We start from the raw sequence: 16,606 nt of genomic DNA, 5'->3' as shown, positions 1-16,606 counted from the left end.
CATGACCGAGATCGCCGCCTTCCACGGGCTGCTGCTGCGCACCGCCGGCCGGCTGCCAGACGAGCTCACCGCCGAGGCGCGGCGCTGGCTCGCCGACGGTGACGTGGGCGCCGTGGCCCAGGCGGTCACCTTCGCGGCCCTGGCCGGCCGGATCGCGGTCACCGGCGCCGACGCCGGCCTGCTGGCCGCCGCCCTGGACGCGGCCGGCGCGGACGCCGAGGTGGTGGCCGCCCTGGAACGCTCGGAGACGGACGCGCAGAGCTGGTTCGGGCTCGCCCCCGTCGGCCCCGACACCCTCGACGCGTACGGCGAAGCGGTGCCGTACAGCATGGACCTGACCGCGCCGTACGAGGGACCGGGCCACGCCGACCCGATCGACGAGTCGATCCGCGCCGCGGTGTCCGCCGGCGACGTTGGCGGCGTGCCGATCCTCGGCGTGTGGCGGGCCTGGCGCTTCCCCGCCCACAACACCCCGTGGCCGCCACCGCGCCGCATCTACCTGGTGCAGGGCGACGCCGCCGACGAGAGCCTGGTCCGGGTCGCGCCGGTCCTGCAGGACGCGCTGACCGCCGCCGGCGAGACCGACCCGCAGGTCGAGGTGTTCCGCGAGCCCGGCGCCCTGCCCGCCTTCCAGCGGACCGCGCTCGGCTTCGGCGCTCTGCTGTACGCCTCGGTGCCGGCCCCCGAGATCAGAATGGCCCGGGTCTTCGACGAGACCGAGCCGGCCCTGTCCGACGGCGAACGGGCCGAGGTCCTCGGCTACCTCGGCGCGGGCACTCCCCTCATGGTCAGCCCGCAGCGCACCGAGGACGTGGCCGATCCCGCCCGGGGCGCCGTGGTGCCGGTCGCCTATCACACCGACGGCCGCTGGGTCTGGCCCGAGGCGACCGGCTACTACCTCACCGAACACGCCCTGGCCCCCGACTCCGGGCTGCTCGCGCACATCCGCGCGGCCGGATACCGGCCGCCCGCGGTGGACACCGTGTCGGTGCATCGGGCGCTCACCCGGCTCTATGCGACCGGCGGGTGAACTTTGCCGCCCGGCCGTCCGTCGTCCTTGTCGAGATGGACACCGGTCTGGAGCGCACCCCCGCGAACGGCGGCTTCCTCGAGCTGCCCACCGGCCGCCCGCCGCTCAGCCACCGCCCGCGCGCGCCCCGGGCGTCCCGCTCCCGCCCTCTGCCGCCGCCACCCACGCAGGTGCCCGGCCGGCCCACGGGAGCGGGCTGGAGCTTCCTGGACGGCGCGTCGGTCCTCGGGCCCACGGCGGCCGGTTTCGTGGTCGAGGTGGCCGTCGACACCATCGGCTTCCGGGTGGCCGGCCGGCCCGCTCGCCCACCCGACCTGGCCGCGCATCTGGCCGCGATCTGCCCGCCGGCCCGCTCGCTGCTGCTGGCACCCTCGGGAGTTGTCACGTCGGCGCCGGCAATGACGCTGCTGCTCGGGTCCCTGGTGGACGCCCTCGGCCGGCCGGTGGTGGTGGCCACACCGGATTTCCGGGTCACCGCGACGGGCCTCGTGCTGGGCGGTTTCCGGCGCTTCCACCCGCGTTCCGGCCGCGCCGCGCGCCGCATCGACGACCTGGGCCCGGCCCTGCCGATCCCGCCCACCGGCTTGGCGCCGGCCGCGTCGCCGGTCCGGCCCCACCCTCCGGTACGCCGTGAGCCCGCTCCTCCGTCACCCGCGTCCCCTCCCGGCCCATCACCCACCTCTCCGCCCGGGGCCGCCGGACCGTCCGCGGCCTCCGTTCCGCCCGGCGCCGCGTCCGATTCAGCCACCTCGGCCTCCGCAGCCGCACCCGCCGTCCTTCCGCCGTCCGGCACCGCCTCGTCCTCCGCCGCCTCCACGCCCACCTCAGCTCAGCCCACCCCGGCTCCGGCCGGGCCCACTCCGCCTGTCATCACGCCGCGTCCCGCCGGCGTCTTGCCGTCCGCCGCGGATCCGCCGGCGGTGGATCCTTCAGCGCGGCCCGCCGCCACGCCACAGCCCGGGGAAGCAGCCGCCGGGCCGACCAGCGCGCCCTCGCCGATCGACGCCGAGCTTGTCGCCCTGCTCGCCGCGCGGCCGGTCCTGGTCTTCGCGAATCTGGCCGGACCGGCCACGGCCGCCGCGCCCTCGGCCGAGCCGGTAACGCTGACCAAGCCGGTGTCCGCGCCGCCCGCCGTGCCGGCCCCGGCGCACGATGGGGAGGAACCGGCCACCGGCGCGCTGTGGCTGCCCGAGGCCGCCCCGGCGGCGGCCGATCGGGGTGCGGTCCGGCAGGCGCTGAACGGGCGCTACGACGCCCACGCGCGGATCGTCGCCCGGCGGCTGTCCGAGGATCCGGGATTGCGGGCGGTGGCCGGTTCATCCGCCGACATCACCGCGGGGCTGGTGGCAGTCCGGGCCTATCTGCTCGAGGAACGCGACACGGTCAACCGGGTGCTGCGCGGCGACGAGGTCGACGACGCCGGGCGGGAGCAGGCGGGGATCCTCGCTCGGACCGCGACCTACGGGCTGCACCGGCTGCCGTCGGTGTTCGGCCCGGTGTTCCATGCGACGGCGGCCGGGAGCGCGGCGGTGTCCGGCTACCGGCCGGGGGACGAACTCGTCGAACCCGCCTTCCTCGACGTCGACCTGACGCCGCCCGCGCCCGGCCCGGAGACGTCGGTGGAGATCGCGATCTGGTCGGTCAGCGCTCGCCGGGTCGGCGGCCTGGAGGTCGGCGACGCCGCCGCGTTGTTCCCGCCGGGCAGCCGGTTCGCGGTTCTCGCCGTGGACCGCTCCGACGAAGCCCCGCCGCGCGTGCTCCTGCGGGACCTGTCGGCCGTGCGCCGCGGTGGCGGGGACGACCTGGACCGCATCCTGTCCCGGCTCCGGGACGCACCCCGCAACCGGCGGGCTCCGGGCGGGCGGCCGCGTTCCCGGTATGCGCCGGGACTGGACGACTCGGGCCGGCGCTACCGGCGACCGGACCCGACGGCGGCCGGCACGTGACGGGGCGGCGGGCAGGCAGGCGGCACGACGGGCTAGAGGGTGGGGCAGCGTGAGCAACAGCGTGGTGTCGGTGTCGCAGACCGAGCCGGGATGTGAGTCCTCCATCTCGGCGGCCCTCGCGGTGGCCGCGCCGGGCGCCACCGTCGTGGTGCAGCCGGGCGTCTACCGGGAGCAGCTGCACGTCTCCGGCGACGTGACCGTGGTGGCCGAGGACGGCCGCGGCACAGTCACTGTGGACGGTGGTGACGGAGTGGCGTTGTACGCCGCGGGCGGCTCACCGACGCTGCGGGGGCTGGTGCTGGTCGGCGGGGGTACGGCCCTGCCCGCGGTGCAGGTCGGGCGGGGTGTGGCCACGCTTGCCGACTGTGAGGTCAACGCGAGCGGCGTGGTGGCGGTGCACGCGCCGGGCGGCAAACTGGAGATGACCGACTGCGTGATCCGGAACCCGGCCGGCGCGGGGCTGCTGGTGGAGAAGTCCGGTCAGGCCAGCGTCACCGGCACCACGCTGCGCGAGATCGGCGCGTCGGGACTGGTCACCACCGGCGGCGCGGATCCGTTGCTGCGGGCCTGCACGATCACCGACGTACGCGGATCGGCGGTCCTCAGCACCCGAGGCGGCCGCGGCACCCTGCAGCGCTGCGACATCAGCGCCGCGGACGGGCCGGCGGTGGCGGTCGAGGAGGACAGTTCGATCCGGCTGACCGGCACCACGGTGCACGACACGCCGGGGTCGGGCGTCGTGGTGACCGGCGGCACCCCGGTGCTGGAGGACTGCGAGCTGCGGTCGATCGGCGGGCACGGCATCGTGGTGTCGGGCAGCGCGCGGCCGCGGGTGCGGCGGACCCGGGTCCGGTCCGCGGGCGGGCACGGGATCCTGTTCGTCGAGGACGGCGCGGGCGATTTCGCCGAGTGCCGGGTGGAGGGCACGGGCGCCGCGGCGGTGGCGGTCGGCGACCGGGCCCGGCCGACGATCGAGGGCGGGCACTTCGCCGGCGGCGACGAGGCGGGGCTGTTGTTCACGGGTACGGCCGGCGGGCACGTCCGGGGTGCCGTGGTCAGCGGTGGCCGGGTCGCGGTGGCGCTCACCGGATCGGCCGCGCCGACCCTGGAGGACGTGACCGCCCGGGACTGCGCCGAGCACGGCATTCAGGTGGCCGAGCAGGCCCGGCCGACGATCCGCCGCGGGCGTGTCGAGCGGTGCCTGGTGGCCGGCGTGGCGGTCGGCGCCGGCGCGTCGCTGGAGGCGACCGAGCTGACCGTGCGGGACGGCAAGCACGGGGTCACGGCGGCGGCGGACGCCACGATCCGGCTGACCAGCTGCGACATCGCCGACGCCAAGGACGCGGGGGTGCTGGCCGGAAACGGCGCCACAGTCACGGCTGTGCGCTGCCGGATCCACGGCGGCGGGGTGGGCGTCCGCTTCGCGCCGGGTGCCACCGGGCAGCTGGACGAGTGCGAGGTCATCGACAACGCCCACGACGGGGTGGTGGTGGAGACCAAGGAGACGGTGAAGGTCACCGGCGGCGCGCTGACCGGCAACGGCGGTGAGGGGGTACGCCGGACCGGACCCGATCCCACCGCCGGCGAGGACACGGCCGTCCCGTTGCTGAAGGACCTGGACCAGCTGGTCGGGTTGGCGGGGGTGAAGCAGGAGGTCGCCACGCTGGTGGGCCTGCACCGGGTGGCCGCCCGGCGCGCGGCCGCCGGGCTGCCCGCGCCGCCGATGTCGCGGCACATGGTCTTCGCCGGCGCGCCCGGCACCGGCAAGACCACGGTGGCCCGGCTCTACGGCAATATCCTGGCCGCGCTGGGCGCCCTGAAGACCGGTCAGCTGGTCGAGGTGGCCCGGGCCGATCTGGTCGCCGAGCACATCGGCGGCACCGCGGTGAAGACGGCCGAGAAGTTCGCCGAGGCGATCGGCGGCGTGCTGTTCATCGACGAGGCGTACACGCTGTCCCCGGTGGAGGGTGGCTCCGGCCACGACTTCGGCCGGGAGGCGGTGGACACGCTGGTGAAGCTGATGGAGGACCACCGCGACGAGGTTGTGGTGATCGTGGCCGGCTATTCGGCGCAGATGCGCGCGTTTCTGAACGCCAACCCGGGCCTGGCCTCGCGCTTCTCCAAGACGGTGGAGTTCGAGAGCTACTCCACGGCCGAGCTGGTCACCATCGTCGAGCGGATGTGCAGCTCGCACCACTATGCCCTGGAGTACGACACCCGGGTCGCGCTGGCCGCGCTGTTCGACGGCATGGTCCGGGACGCGAACTTCGGCAACGCCCGGGTGGCCCGCAAGGTGTTCGAGGAGATGATCGGGCGGCAGGCGTTCCGGCTGTCGGAGAGCAGCTCCGGCTCAGGGGTCGAGCTGGCCCAGCTGCTGCCGCAGGACCTGGGCGCGCCGCCGGCGTCCGGGGTGCGGGCCGGGGACGCCCACACCGAGGTCGTGGACCGGCTGCTCGGCAAGCTGCACAGCATGATCGGCCTGGCCGGGGTGAAGAAGGAGGTCTCCGAGATGATCGACCTGCTCTCCACCACGCGGGCCCGGGTGGCGGCCGGGCTGCCCGCGCCGTCACTGTCCCGGCACCTGGTCTTCTCCGGGCCGCCCGGCACCGGCAAGACCACGGTCGCCCGGGTCTACGGCGACCTGCTCACCGCACTCGGTGTGCTGGCCGGCGGGCAGTTCGTCGAGGTGGCGCGTGCCGACCTGGTGGGCGAGTACATCGGCCACACCGCGCAGCGTACGAAAGAAGCCTTTGAAAGGGCCCGCGGTGGCGTGCTGTTCATCGACGAGGCGTACACGCTGGCGCCGCCCGGGGTGCGCAACGACTTCGGCCGGGAGGCGATCGACACGCTGGTCAAGCTGATGGAGGACCACCGCGACGAGGTGGTGGTGATCGCCGCCGGGTACGAGCGCGAGATCGAGGTGTTCCTGGCCGCCAACGCCGGTCTGGCGTCCCGGTTCTCCCGGCGGATCCACTTCGCCAACTACAGCCCGGACGAGTTGGTCGCGATCTTCCAGCGGCTGGCCATGACCAGCGGGTACGAGTGCCCCGGCGAGACCCTGGTGGCGTTGCGGGAGCACTTCGAGCAGGTGCCCCGCACCGCCACCTTCGGCAACGGCCGGTACGCCCGGCAGGTGCTGGACGACTCCGTCACCCGGCAGGCGGGCCGGCTGCGTACCCTCGCCTCACCGACCGTGGAGCAACTCCGCACCCTGACCGTCGCGGACGTCTCGCCGAAGGATCACGCCGCCTCGTCCAGCGCGCTGCGCAGCGAGCGCAGCGCGTAGTAGGCCCGGGACTTCACCGTGCCGACCGGAACGCCCAGCCTGGCCGCGGCCTCGTCCGCCGAGGCGCCCCGCAGGTACAGCTCCGCGAGGATCGTGCGGTGGGAGTCGGTCAGCGCAGTGAACGCCTCCTGCATCGAGTGGTTGGCCAGCGCGTTGTTCGTGGTCTGGTCCTCGGTGGCCAGGTCGATGGCCTCGAGCAGGCTGACCTCGGCCGGCCGGACCTGCCGCATCCGGGCCGCGTCGATCGCGATCCGGCGGGCCACCGTGAACAGCCAGCGGCGTGCGTTCTCCTCCTCCACCGGCAGCGCGTCGAGGTGTTGCCAGGCCCGGACCATCGTCTCCTGGACCAGATCCTCCGCGGTGTGCCGCTCGTTGCGGGTCAGGCTCAGCAGGAACCGCAGCAGTGGTGCCGCATGGGTGGCGTGCACCCGCGCCATGCGGGATTCGGGGTTTTCATGGGTCACGGGGCGTGACGTTACGACGACCGGAGTGACGTATTTGTGGCTCGCGGAGGGAGGCGGGTCACTTCACTTCCCGGTTGCTTTCCCGTTGCCCGGCGGCGCATTTCCGTCGCGTACGCACGGGCGAGTTTGTGCCAGGAGTAGCGCCCCGAGTTGCGTTCGGACACCAGCCCGGCCCGATCCAATTCGGCCAGCAGCGCGTGCGCGGTGTCCGGTGGCAGACCGCCGGTGCCGGCCGCAACCGCGACCGTCAGCTCGTCGGCGGGATAGAGCGACAGCAGCCGGAACAGGCGCGCCGCGGGCATGCTGAGGCGGCGGTACGACCCGGCGAACGCGGTCCGCACGCCCGCGGCGATCTCGCTGTGCGCGTATCTTTCCGGCTCGTCGGCCAGCTGCCGCAGCTCGTCCGCCAGGTCGGCCAGGCTCAGCTCGGGATGGGCCGCCGCCCGGCCCCCGGCCAGAGCGAGCGCCAGCGGCAACCGGCCACAATGGTCGATGACCGCGTCCAGGGCAGCCGGCTCGGCCGCGGCCCTCTCGAGTCCGACGTGCGCGCGCAACTGGCCGCGCGCCTCGGCCAGCGACGGCAGCCCGACCGGCACCAGGTGTGCGCCGGCGGTCGCCCGCAGCCGGGTCAGCTTGCGCCGGCTGGTCACCAGCGCCAGGCAGCGGTCGGTGCCGGGCAGCAGGTCGGCGACCTGGTCGGCGTCCCGGGCGTCGTCCAGCACCACGAGCATCCGCCGCCCGGCCAGCAGGCTGCGGTAGAGCCCGGTCATCGCCTGCCTGCGGGGTGGTACCGCGGCCGGCTCGACGCCCAGCCCGGCGAGCAGGTCGCGCAGCGCCTCCTCGGCGGTGAGCGCGGTCCGGGCGTGGTCGAAGCCGCGCAGGTTCAGATACAGCTGGCCGTCCGGGTAGCGGGTGGACAACCGGTGCGCGGCGCGGACGGCCAGGGTGGTCTTGCCGGTGCCCGGCATGCCGTGCAGCGCCACGACCGGGCCGCGCACCTGGGCCAGCAGGTCCGCCCGGCCGGTGAAGAACGGCAGGTCCGGCGGCAGCTGGGCGGGCGCCGCCTGGACCACGGACGCCGACGGGAACTGCTGGCGCAGCACCTGCTCGTACGCCTGCCGGAGCTCGGCGCCCGGGTCGACGCCCAACTCGTCGCGTAACCGGAGGCGCACCCGCTCGTACCGGGCCACCGCGTCGCCCTGCCGGCCGGAGGCCGCCAGGGCGAGCAGCAGCCAGGCCTGGACCGCCTCGTCGTACGGGTGCCGGTCGGCCGCCTCCTCCAGCGCGGGCAGCGCCACCCGGGTCTGCCCGAGCGACAGTGACGTCCGGGCGAACTCCTCCACCACGGTCGAGTACTCACGGTCGATCGCGGTGAAGGCCGGGTGGGCTCGGTGTATCGGGTCGAGATCCGCCGCCACCGGGCCCTTCCACCAGCTGAGCGCCTCGGCGTAGAGCTTGACGGCCCGGTCCGGCTGCTCGTCCGCGGCCCGTTCGGCGAGGCTGCGGAAGGTCAGCAGGTCGAGCGAGCCGGCGTCGACGGTCATGCCGTACCCGCCGCCCCGCGGCACCAGGAACCGGCCGCTGGCCCGGTTGGGCAGCTCCGGCTCGCACTGCCGGCGCAACCGGCCGACGTGCCGGTGCACCAGGTTCACCGCGTGGGCGGGCGGTTCCTGCTCCCAGAGCAGCTCGACCAGCTCGGAGAGGCTGGCCGTCTGCCGCGCCCGGGCGAGGAGGAGGGCGAGCATCGTGCGTCGTTGCCGCGGTCCGAGGTCCATCTCCTCGCCGTCGCGCCACATGCGCACCGGCCCGAGGATCTGAAAGCGCACCGCGGGCGTCGCGACGTCGTGGGGATGGTGCATCGTCGCTTCACCACGCCAATTTGGTGTGATTTGTCTAGGGGGCGACGAGGACGCTACTCCACCCTACGATGTCCGCAAACGGTCTGCCCCCATCGAAACCCGCCTATTCACGTGGCGTTCACCGGGACCGATCAGCGACCTGCGACGCTCGCACTTCCGAAGTGGACGCCGGTAATTCAGCATCGCCAGATCAGCGGCGTCTCGGCGCCGTCACCGGCCGTCTGCCGGCCGACGATGACCCGGCCGTCGGCGCTCACCCCGGTCGCCTCGTCGGAGTCCCGGGCCTCGGTCAGGTGCGCCAGCTCGACCATCGGAGCGGCGCCGCGGATGACCGCGTCCCGGTACGGCGGCTGCGCCTCGGCCCGCGACGACGTCCCGACCGTGTCGCCGTCCCGGGTGATCCCGGAGGGCATGACCCCGGTCAGCACGTCGGCGCGCGGGAGCGGGTATGTCGTCAGGCGCCACCGCACCGCCCGTCCGCTGGTGGCCGGCGCCTCCCGGATGGACGGCGGATTCCCGCCGGCGATGCCGTAGGCCCAGTCCCCGACGATGCCGAGCATGGCGCCGGCGTCGTCGTACACGGTCGGCGGCTGCCGCCCGAACCCCTTGGCGTCCCAGAAGATGGGCCCGCCGCCCAGATGACCGACCACCACACCGGCGTCGGAGATGCCCAGCGCCGCCGACGGCACGTCGCGCCGGTCGAGCGCGCGCACCGTCCCGGGTTGCGCGGCCGGCCACAGCACGGCCGTGGTCAGGTTCTCGTCGCCGAACGCCACCCCGACGATGTCGCCCCGGGCGTTGACGGCGTTGGCCACCATCGCCCGCCCCTGGTACGCGGGCAGCGTCTGAACCCGGCCGTCCCGGTAGACCCAGGCGGCGAGCTTCTCGTCCCGGGTCACCCCGCCCACCACGACACCCGACGCGTTCACCCCGAACGGCGTCGGGGCGAACCCCGGCACGGCCAGGCCGAGCAGCCGGCCGTCGTCCCAGAGCATCGCCCGGCCCTGCGCCTCGGTCTCCTCCGAACCGGCCGCCGCCCCGATCACGTACCGGCCGCTCGGGTCGATCCCGGTCGGCGCGAGGTGCTTCTCCCCCGGCGGCGCCTGCAGGGCGGCGACCCGGCAGGCCGGTGCGGCCGTCGCCGACGGCGGCGGCTGCACCGGCACGGTCCGCCGTTCGTCCTGGGTGGCGGTCAGCACGCCGGCGGCGACGGCGACCGTGGTGAGCGCGGCCGCCCCCGATACCGCGGCCGCACGCTTGATCCGCACCCGGCGGCGACCGGTCACGATGGCCCGGTCGAGGTCCACGTCGAGCGGCGGCGCCGGCTGCTCACGCAGCGCGGCGAAAGTGTCCATCCCGTAGCGGCTGTCAGTGTCCATGCGAACTCCCCAGAGCGGTCCGGGCGGCGACCGGTTCGTCCAGCAGCCGCCGCATCATGGCGAGCCCGCGCGAGCTCTGACTCTTCACCGTGCCCTCGCCGCAGCCCAGCAGCGCGGCCACCTCGACGACCGGCAGGTCGTAGAGGAACCGCAGCACCAGCACGGCCCGCTGCCGCGGCGGCAACCGGCGCATCGCGGCGACCAGCGTCGCCCGTTCGTCGTCGGTGCGGGCGGGCGCGGCGGTCTCCGGCAGGGTCGCGGACAGCCGGATCCGCGCCCACGGACGCCGCCGCTCCATCAGGAACTGCCGGAGGAGCATCTTGTTCACGTACGCGTCGACGTGCTCCACCCCGCGCACCCTGGGCCACCGCTCGTACAGCCGGACCAGCGTGCCCTGGACCAGATCGGACGCGGAGTGCACGTCCCCGCAGAGCGTGTACGCCAGCCGCTTCAGCCGCTCCATGCCGGCTGTCGCATAGTCGACGTACTCGCGCTCCCACTCGACGCGCATGCACACCCCTTCCGTCGCAAAAGGTAATGCGCCGCAACGGCGGAAAGGTTGCCTCCTGAGTGGTCCTTTGTTCGTACCGAGTGGAGTCGGATGATCGTCTCACTTCCGAGCCGGGTAGCTGACAGACGGAATCGCAGGTAGGGGTGGATCCTTCTCGCCAGGTACACGACAGGAGGTCCGACGATGTCCGTCCCGCCCGGAGGCCGGCTGTGGCCCGAGCACTGGGCGGTGCAGGCCGATCTCGAAGCCGACCGGATCCAGCACCGGCTCAACGTCGCGACCGCCCGCGAGCTGCTCCCGTCCGAGGTGGAGGCGCACGCCGCGGTCGAGCACCACGTGACCGAGGCGCGCGGCGCGTGCCGGGCCAGCGGCCGGTTCAAGCGCCGCGGCTTCCTCAACCAGTGGCGCGGCGCCTCGGTGGAGCGCGCCTACCTGCACCTGCACACCGCCAAGATCTTCCTGGTGGAGGTGCTGCCCGAGCACGAGGTCACCGCCCTTCTCCCGGAGGTGTCGACCCGGCTCGGACAGGCGCTGGACCGCAACGACCCACGCCGGGTCGAGGGCGAGCGTGCCCTGCAGACCACCACCGGGGTCGCCCGCCGGGCCGCGGTCAAACAGGCCATGGAGGTCGCGTACGACGCGTCCGACGAGGAGTACGTCCGGCTGCGCGACTTCCGGAACATCATCGTGCTCGCCGCCGCCGCGATCACCCTGCTGACCGGGCTGCTCATCCTGTTCGTGGCCGAGTCGCCGAACGCGATACCGCTCTGCTTCGACCCGGCCGTCACCGCCCCGCCGGACCCGGCCGTGCAGGCCCCGGTGCCGGCGCCGAACGTCTGCCCGCGCGGCGCCCCGCTCGGCCCCGGCCGGGGCGACATCCTGATCGTCGCCGGGCTGGGCGCGCTCGGCGGGGCGCTCGGGGCGCTGATCGCCATCCGCCGGTTGCGGGGCACCTCCACGCCGTACTCGGTGTCCACCGCCCTGGCCGTCCTCAAGGTCCCGTCCGGGGCGCTCAGCGCGATCATCATGATGCTGCTGCTGGCCGGCGGCTTCGTCCCGGGCCTGACCAATCTGGACAGTCAGCGCCAGATCCTGGCGTACGCCCTGCTCTTCGGCATCGCCCAGCATCTGGTCACCCGGGTGGCGGACAACCGGGCGCAGCAGCTGATGGACAACATCCCGAGCAAGGACGCGCAGGCCAAGCAGACCGAGCCGCCGGTGGTCGTGCCCGCCCCGCCCGCGTTGCCTCCGTCCCCGCCGCCGGTCGTGGCACCGGTCACCGAGGCGGACGACGAGTTCCTGCCCGAGCACGAGGTCGGCGCTCTGGTCGACCAGTTGAAGGCGGCCGACGAGGAACTGGAGGTGGAGGCCTTCCCGCTGCGGCCGGAGGAGCCCGACGAGTTCCCGGACGACGACGGCGACCCCGAGATCGACGACGAGGAGCTCGCCCAGACCGGTACGGACAAGGGGGTGGGCTGAGATGGCCCGGACCGCGGCGGACGTCCTCCGGATCGCCCGTTCCCAGATCGGCTACCAGGAGGGCCACAACAACGACAACAAGTACGGCCGGGCGTACGGGATGAATCATGTCTTCTGGTGTCAGCAGTTCGTCTGGTGGGTGTTCAGCCAGGCCGGCGCCGGCGTCGAGATGCCGAAGACGGCCGTGACGCGCGTGGCGTACCCCTGGTACCGCAAGCATCGCGGCCTGGTCCGGGTGCGCGACGCGAAGCCGGGCGACGTGGTGTGGTTCGACTTCAGCGGCAAGCTCAAGCCGGTCTCGCACGTCGGCATCGTGGAGAAGAACCTGGGCGGCGGCCGGCTGCAGACCATCGAGGGCAACACGAACGGCAAGGGCTCCCGGTCCGGCGGCGGGGTGCTGCGCAAGGTGCGGTCCGGCCGGATCGTCGCCATCGGACGCCCGCGCTACACCGTTTCCGTGAGGAAGACGGGCTCCACCGACCTGCGTTACCCCGGCCACTCGATCGGACCCGGCAGCAGGGAACGCGCGACGGTGCGATGGATCCAGGCGCGGCTGAACGTCTGGGCCGGTACGCGGCGCAAGCACCTCACGGTGGACGGCGAATTCGGCCCGCACACCACGAGAATGCTGAAGGACTTCCAGGTCGGCCGGGGCCTCAAGGGCGTCGGCGTGGCCGGCCCGAAGACCTGGCCGCTGCTCAACGCGATCCGCTGACCGCCGGCTGCCGCCCGGTATGACGATTTCCATATGCCCGGATGACATTGATGGTCTTCTCTGTCTTGGTACGGTCGGCCGGTCAGCTTTCCGACCCCCAGGAGGGCAACGAATGTTGCTTCGCAGGTTGGCCGCGGCACTGCTCGCCGCAGTCTTCGTCACCGCCGGCCTACAGGTCACCGGTGCCACCCCCGCCACAGCCGCACCGCGGGTGCTCTACTACGACGCGTCCCAGGCCCAGGAGTTCGTCGCCGCGGTCGACCAGGGCGCCCAGATCTGGAACAGCCGGGCGACCAACGTCCGGCTCGAGCCGGTCCCGTCCGGCCGGACCCCCAACATCCGGGTGTACGCCGACAACGGCTGGCCGCGCACCTACACCACGTCGCTCGGCAACGGCCGCTGGTACATGGGCCGCGAGGCCGTGAACGAGGGCTACTACGTGCCCCGGATCGCCGCCCACGAGTTCGGCCACATCCTCGGCCTGCCGGACCGGCGCACGGGCCTCTGCGCGGACTTGATGTCCGGCAGCAGCGCCCCCGTGAGCTGCACCAACCCGAACCCCAACGCCCAGGAGACCGCCCAGGTCAACGCCAACTTCCGCACCGCGGCGAAGATCCCGGCGCAGACCTACGTCTGGGTCGGCGCCCCGGCGGCCTGACGCATCAGGCCCCCGAGCATCTCAGGCGCAACCCATGCAGGTCCGGGCGAACGGCCGCGCCTCGAGCCGCTCGCCCGGAATGGCCTTGCCGCAGCGCTCGCACACGCCGTAGGCGCCGGCCGCGATCCGGGACAGGGCGTCGTCGAGGTCGGTCACGCGACGGCGGGCCGCGGCGAGGACCGCGGTCAGCTGTGCCCGCTCGTACGCGATCGTGCTGCCCTCCGGATCGTGCTCGTCGTCGGCGTTGGAGTCGCGTGACGCCGCGAACAGGGCGCGCAGGCTCGCCTCGAGGTCCCGCACCTCGCCGGCGGCCTCGTCCCGGAGTCGTCGCAGTTCGTCACCCATGGTTGTTCCCACTATGCTCCGCCGCGATGGCCAGACTCGTGCACCTGACGCTGGAGGCCAACGCCCGCCGGATCATCGCCGGGGGCATCTCGGCCCGCAGCCGCGCCCGCACCGGTGACCGCGGCGTCTACTGCATGCCCGTCCTCGCCTCGTTCACGCTGACCCACCAGTGGATCCGCGAACTCCGCCGGTGGAAGCCGGGCGTTCTGGTGGCCGCGGACGTCCAGATCCCGGACGACGAGCCGGTGACGATGGGCCGCTACAACCACGAGCCCGTCCCCACCACAGCCGCCCATGCGGTCGGCGTCATCAGGGACCTGCCCGACCCCCGGGGCCACGAGATCTTCGTGCCGCGAGCCATCACGGCGCGGGAGGTCAGGCGGATCCGCCGCGTGCCCCAGCGGATCGGCTGGCGCTACCGTCCCGACGCCCACGGCCGCCGGCCCTGCGCCTGCCCGTCGTGCCTTCCGCCGGGCCTGCCCGGCGTGGCCCGCCTGCGCCGCCGGTTCCCCGTCTCCCCGGTGCCCGAGCCGAAGGCGCAGCTCATGGCCGCCCTGGCCGAGGCGACCGAGCCCGAGGCCATCGTCGACCTCCTCGGCCGGCTGGCCCGCGGCCGGCGTGGCGCGGCGGAGGAACTCGCCTACCTGGCCGATCACCCGGACGCCGACGTACGCGAGACGCTGTTCTACGCCCTGGACTCCTACCGGGGCGACGCCGCGGCCGTTCTCCGTGACCGGCTGGCCCCGGAATTCGATATAACCGAGGAATGACCCTCCCTCGCAGCACCCCGGCCGAGCAGGGCGTCGACTCCCGTGGCATCGACGCGTTCGGGGCCGCGCTGGACCCGTTGCCCGGCGTCGAGACCCACAGCCTGATGGTCGTCCGGCACGGCCACGTGGTCGCCGAACGCTGGTGGCGGCCGTACGGCCCGGACCGCGCGCACCTGCTGTACTCGCTGTCCAAGAGCTTCACCTCGACGGCGCTGGGCTTCGCGGTGACGGAGGGGCTGGTCGATCTGGACGCGACGGTGCTGTCGTACTTCCCGGAGTGGGAGCGGCGGGTCACCGACGAGCGCAGCCGCCGCACGAGGGTGCGGGACGTCGCGTCCATGGCGTCGGGTCATACCGACGAGACCATCGACGAGGCCGTCGTGAAGGGCGACGGCGACATGGTGCTGGGCATGCTGCTGATGCCGCCGGAGCACGAGCCGGGCAGCTTCTTCGCCTACAACCAGCCCTGCACCAACGCGCTCTCCGCGATCATCCGCCGGGTCTCCGGTGGCACGCTCACCGACTTCCTGGCGGCCCGGCTGTTCCGGCCGCTGGGCATCGACACGTACGGCTGGTGGACCGACCGCACCGGCCGTGAGCTGGGCTTCTCCGGCCTGCATATGACGACGGAGGCGATCGCGAAGCTCGGGCAGCTGTATCTGAGCGGTGGCGGGGACCTGCTGCCCCCGGAGTGGGTCACCGAGGCCACCCGCGCCCACGTGACGACCGAGATGCCGAACGTGGACTCGTCCCAGGGGTACGGGTTCCAGTTCTGGCGCAGCCGGCACGGCTACCGCGGCGACGGCGCCTACGGCCAGCTCATGGTGGTGCTTCCGGAGGCGGACGCGGTGGTGGCGATGACCGCGCAGAGCCCGGACATGCAGGCGGTCCTGGACCAGATGTGGACCCACCTGCTGCCGGCGCTGACCGCGGAGGACGGCCCGGCCGGTCCGTGGCCGTCCGAGTGGCCGGCGTTGCCGGGTCCGGCCGGGCAGGCACTCGGCAGCCGGCAGGAGTGGCCGGATCTGACGGCGCCCTTCGCCGGCCTTCCGACGGGCGCCTTCCAGCCCGATCCCGCCAGCGCCACGCATCGCGTGCACGCCGTCCGGGTCACCCCCACCGAGATCACCCTGGACGACGGCCGTCCCCTCACGGTGCCGGTCGGCGACGACTCCGGTCCGGTCATCGCCATGGTGGCGACGGCCGGTGAGCGGTACCGGATCGACGTGGTGTTCGTCGAGAGCCCGCACCGCCTCCGGCTGACGCTGGACCCGGCGACGAACACGTTCGTCGAGGACTGGCAGACCGAGCCGCTCGGGCCGACCCGGCTGGGCTACCTGCGGATGCCGATCACCTCGACGTAACGGGACGGGATCTTGAGGGTGCCGTCGGTGGCGACGTTGTGCTCGTCGGCCAGCGCGACGATGTCGTCGTACAGGGCCTTGCCGTTGTCGCCGAGCGCCTCGAACGCCTTCAACGTGGGCCCGTAGTTGTCCCGGAAATAGTCGGCGAGCCCAGCCGCCGACGCGAACCGGAACACCAGGTCGCGGGGCGTGATCGTGAGCTCCGGGAAGGAGGACCCGAGGAGCTCCCGAAGGCGCTCCGAGGAACCCCACAGCGGCGGCGGGCTGATCCCGGGCGGCGGCGGCACGTGCCGGCCGATCGTCTTGAACAGGTGCCCGATGAAGCCGTCCGGCGTCCAGTTGGCCAGGGCGACCGTGCCGCCGGGACGGCACACCCGGGCGAGCTCGGCGGCGGCCACCTCCTGGTGCGGCGCGAACATCACACCGACCACGGAGAGCACCGCGTCGAAGGAGCCGTCGGCGTACGGCAGCGCCTCGGCGTCCGCCTCCTCGGTGGTGAGGCGCAGGCCCTCGGCCTGTGCCCGGGTGCGGGCGCGGTCCAGCAGGGCGGTCACGTAGTCGGTGGCGACGACGTCGCAGCCGCAGCGGGCGGCGGCGATGGACGCGTTGCCGGTGCCGGCGGCGACGTCCAGGACGCGGGCGCCGTACGACAGGTCGGCCGACTGCACGAGCAGCTCGGCCATCGGATGGATGAGGGCGGCCACGGCGCCGTAGTCGCCGCTCGCCCAGGTCTTCTGCTGCTTCGCCTTGATGCCGTCCAGGGCCAGTGTCGTAGTCATGCCGTTGACGCTAGGAGCGGC

At 73.6% G+C, this 16,606-nt stretch carries 14 protein-coding genes; 8 read left to right on the top strand and 6 right to left on the bottom strand.

Annotated features, from left to right (window positions below):
• The first annotated feature begins 1 nt into the window (after position 1).
• The 3 genes from QSK31_RS02005 to QSK31_RS01995 are packed head-to-tail and all read left to right on the top strand — an operon-like array spanning position 2 to position 6,262.
• Positions 2-1,030: a hypothetical protein gene (locus QSK31_RS02005; protein ID WP_285680324.1), complete on the top strand. Its 1,029-nt coding sequence runs from the start codon at positions 2-4 to the stop codon at positions 1,028-1,030.
• Between the two features lie 35 nt (positions 1,031-1,065).
• Entirely contained in the window at positions 1,066-2,976 is a 1,911-nt protein-coding gene (locus tag QSK31_RS02000) for a hypothetical protein (protein ID WP_285680323.1), read from the top strand.
• Between the two features lie 49 nt (positions 2,977-3,025).
• Positions 3,026-6,262 (top strand): right-handed parallel beta-helix repeat-containing protein, encoded by a 3,237-nt coding sequence (locus QSK31_RS01995; protein ID WP_285680322.1) that lies wholly within the window; start codon positions 3,026-3,028, stop codon positions 6,260-6,262.
• Here QSK31_RS01995 and QSK31_RS01990 read toward each other — a convergent pair.
• The 4 genes from QSK31_RS01990 to QSK31_RS01975 all read right to left on the bottom strand — a co-directional run bounded on the left by QSK31_RS01990 (position 6,217) and on the right by QSK31_RS01975 (position 10,475).
• On the bottom strand, positions 6,217-6,726 hold the full coding sequence (locus QSK31_RS01990) for a sigma-70 family RNA polymerase sigma factor (protein WP_285680321.1): 510 nt from the start codon (positions 6,724-6,726) through the stop codon (positions 6,217-6,219). The genes QSK31_RS01995 and QSK31_RS01990 overlap by 46 nt on opposite strands.
• 11 nt (positions 6,727-6,737) lie before the next feature.
• Complete coding sequence (locus QSK31_RS01985; RefSeq protein WP_285680319.1) at positions 6,738-8,585, bottom strand: AfsR/SARP family transcriptional regulator; 1,848 nt, start codon at positions 8,583-8,585, stop codon at positions 6,738-6,740.
• 176 nt (positions 8,586-8,761) lie between these two features.
• Positions 8,762-9,964: a hypothetical protein gene (locus tag QSK31_RS01980; RefSeq protein WP_285680318.1), complete on the bottom strand. Its 1,203-nt coding sequence runs from the start codon at positions 9,962-9,964 to the stop codon at positions 8,762-8,764.
• Positions 9,954-10,475 carry a SigE family RNA polymerase sigma factor gene (locus tag QSK31_RS01975; RefSeq protein ID WP_285680317.1) on the bottom strand — a complete coding sequence of 174 codons (522 nt, stop codon included), beginning with the start codon at positions 10,473-10,475 and terminating at the stop codon, positions 9,954-9,956. Before QSK31_RS01975 ends, QSK31_RS01980 begins: the two co-directional genes overlap by 11 nt.
• 183 nt (positions 10,476-10,658) lie before the next feature.
• Here QSK31_RS01975 and QSK31_RS01970 point away from each other — a divergent pair, with 183 nt between their 5' ends.
• From QSK31_RS01970 to QSK31_RS01960, 3 genes are all read left to right on the top strand, one after another.
• The gene (locus tag QSK31_RS01970; protein ID WP_285680316.1) at positions 10,659-11,954 is read left to right on the top strand and encodes a hypothetical protein; all 1,296 of its coding nucleotides are present in this window, start codon (positions 10,659-10,661) and stop codon (positions 11,952-11,954) included.
• 1 nt (position 11,955) lies between these two features.
• A complete protein-coding gene (locus QSK31_RS01965) occupies positions 11,956-12,669 on the top strand; it encodes a CHAP domain-containing protein (RefSeq protein ID WP_285680315.1) in 714 nt (237 codons plus the stop codon).
• A gap of 112 nt (positions 12,670-12,781) precedes the next feature.
• Positions 12,782-13,327 (top strand): snapalysin family zinc-dependent metalloprotease, encoded by a 546-nt coding sequence (locus QSK31_RS01960; protein WP_285680314.1) that lies wholly within the window; start codon positions 12,782-12,784, stop codon positions 13,325-13,327.
• Between the two features lie 21 nt (positions 13,328-13,348).
• Here the strand turns inward: QSK31_RS01960 and QSK31_RS01955 are convergent, their stop codons facing one another.
• Complete coding sequence (locus QSK31_RS01955; RefSeq protein WP_285680313.1) at positions 13,349-13,672, bottom strand: TraR/DksA family transcriptional regulator; 324 nt, start codon at positions 13,670-13,672, stop codon at positions 13,349-13,351.
• 26 nt (positions 13,673-13,698) lie between these two features.
• Between QSK31_RS01955 and QSK31_RS01950 the strand changes: the two genes are divergently transcribed.
• Positions 13,699-14,442 (top strand): HEAT repeat domain-containing protein, encoded by a 744-nt coding sequence (locus tag QSK31_RS01950; RefSeq protein WP_285680312.1) that lies wholly within the window; start codon positions 13,699-13,701, stop codon positions 14,440-14,442.
• The gene (locus QSK31_RS01945) at positions 14,439-15,806 is read left to right on the top strand and encodes a serine hydrolase domain-containing protein (protein WP_285680311.1); all 1,368 of its coding nucleotides are present in this window, start codon (positions 14,439-14,441) and stop codon (positions 15,804-15,806) included. Before QSK31_RS01950 ends, QSK31_RS01945 begins: the two co-directional genes overlap by 4 nt.
• On the opposite strand, the gene QSK31_RS01940 is transcribed toward QSK31_RS01945, so the two are convergent.
• Entirely contained in the window at positions 15,776-16,585 is an 810-nt protein-coding gene (locus QSK31_RS01940) for a class I SAM-dependent methyltransferase (protein WP_285680310.1), read from the bottom strand. The genes QSK31_RS01945 and QSK31_RS01940 overlap by 31 nt on opposite strands.
• Positions 16,586-16,606 lie beyond the last annotated feature (21 nt).

The sequence above is a fragment of the Actinoplanes sp. NBRC 103695 genome, from assembly GCF_030269485.1.
In the GTDB taxonomy this organism is placed as follows: domain Bacteria; phylum Actinomycetota; class Actinomycetes; order Mycobacteriales; family Micromonosporaceae; genus Actinoplanes.
This window is presented reverse-complemented; position numbering and strand designations above follow the sequence as displayed.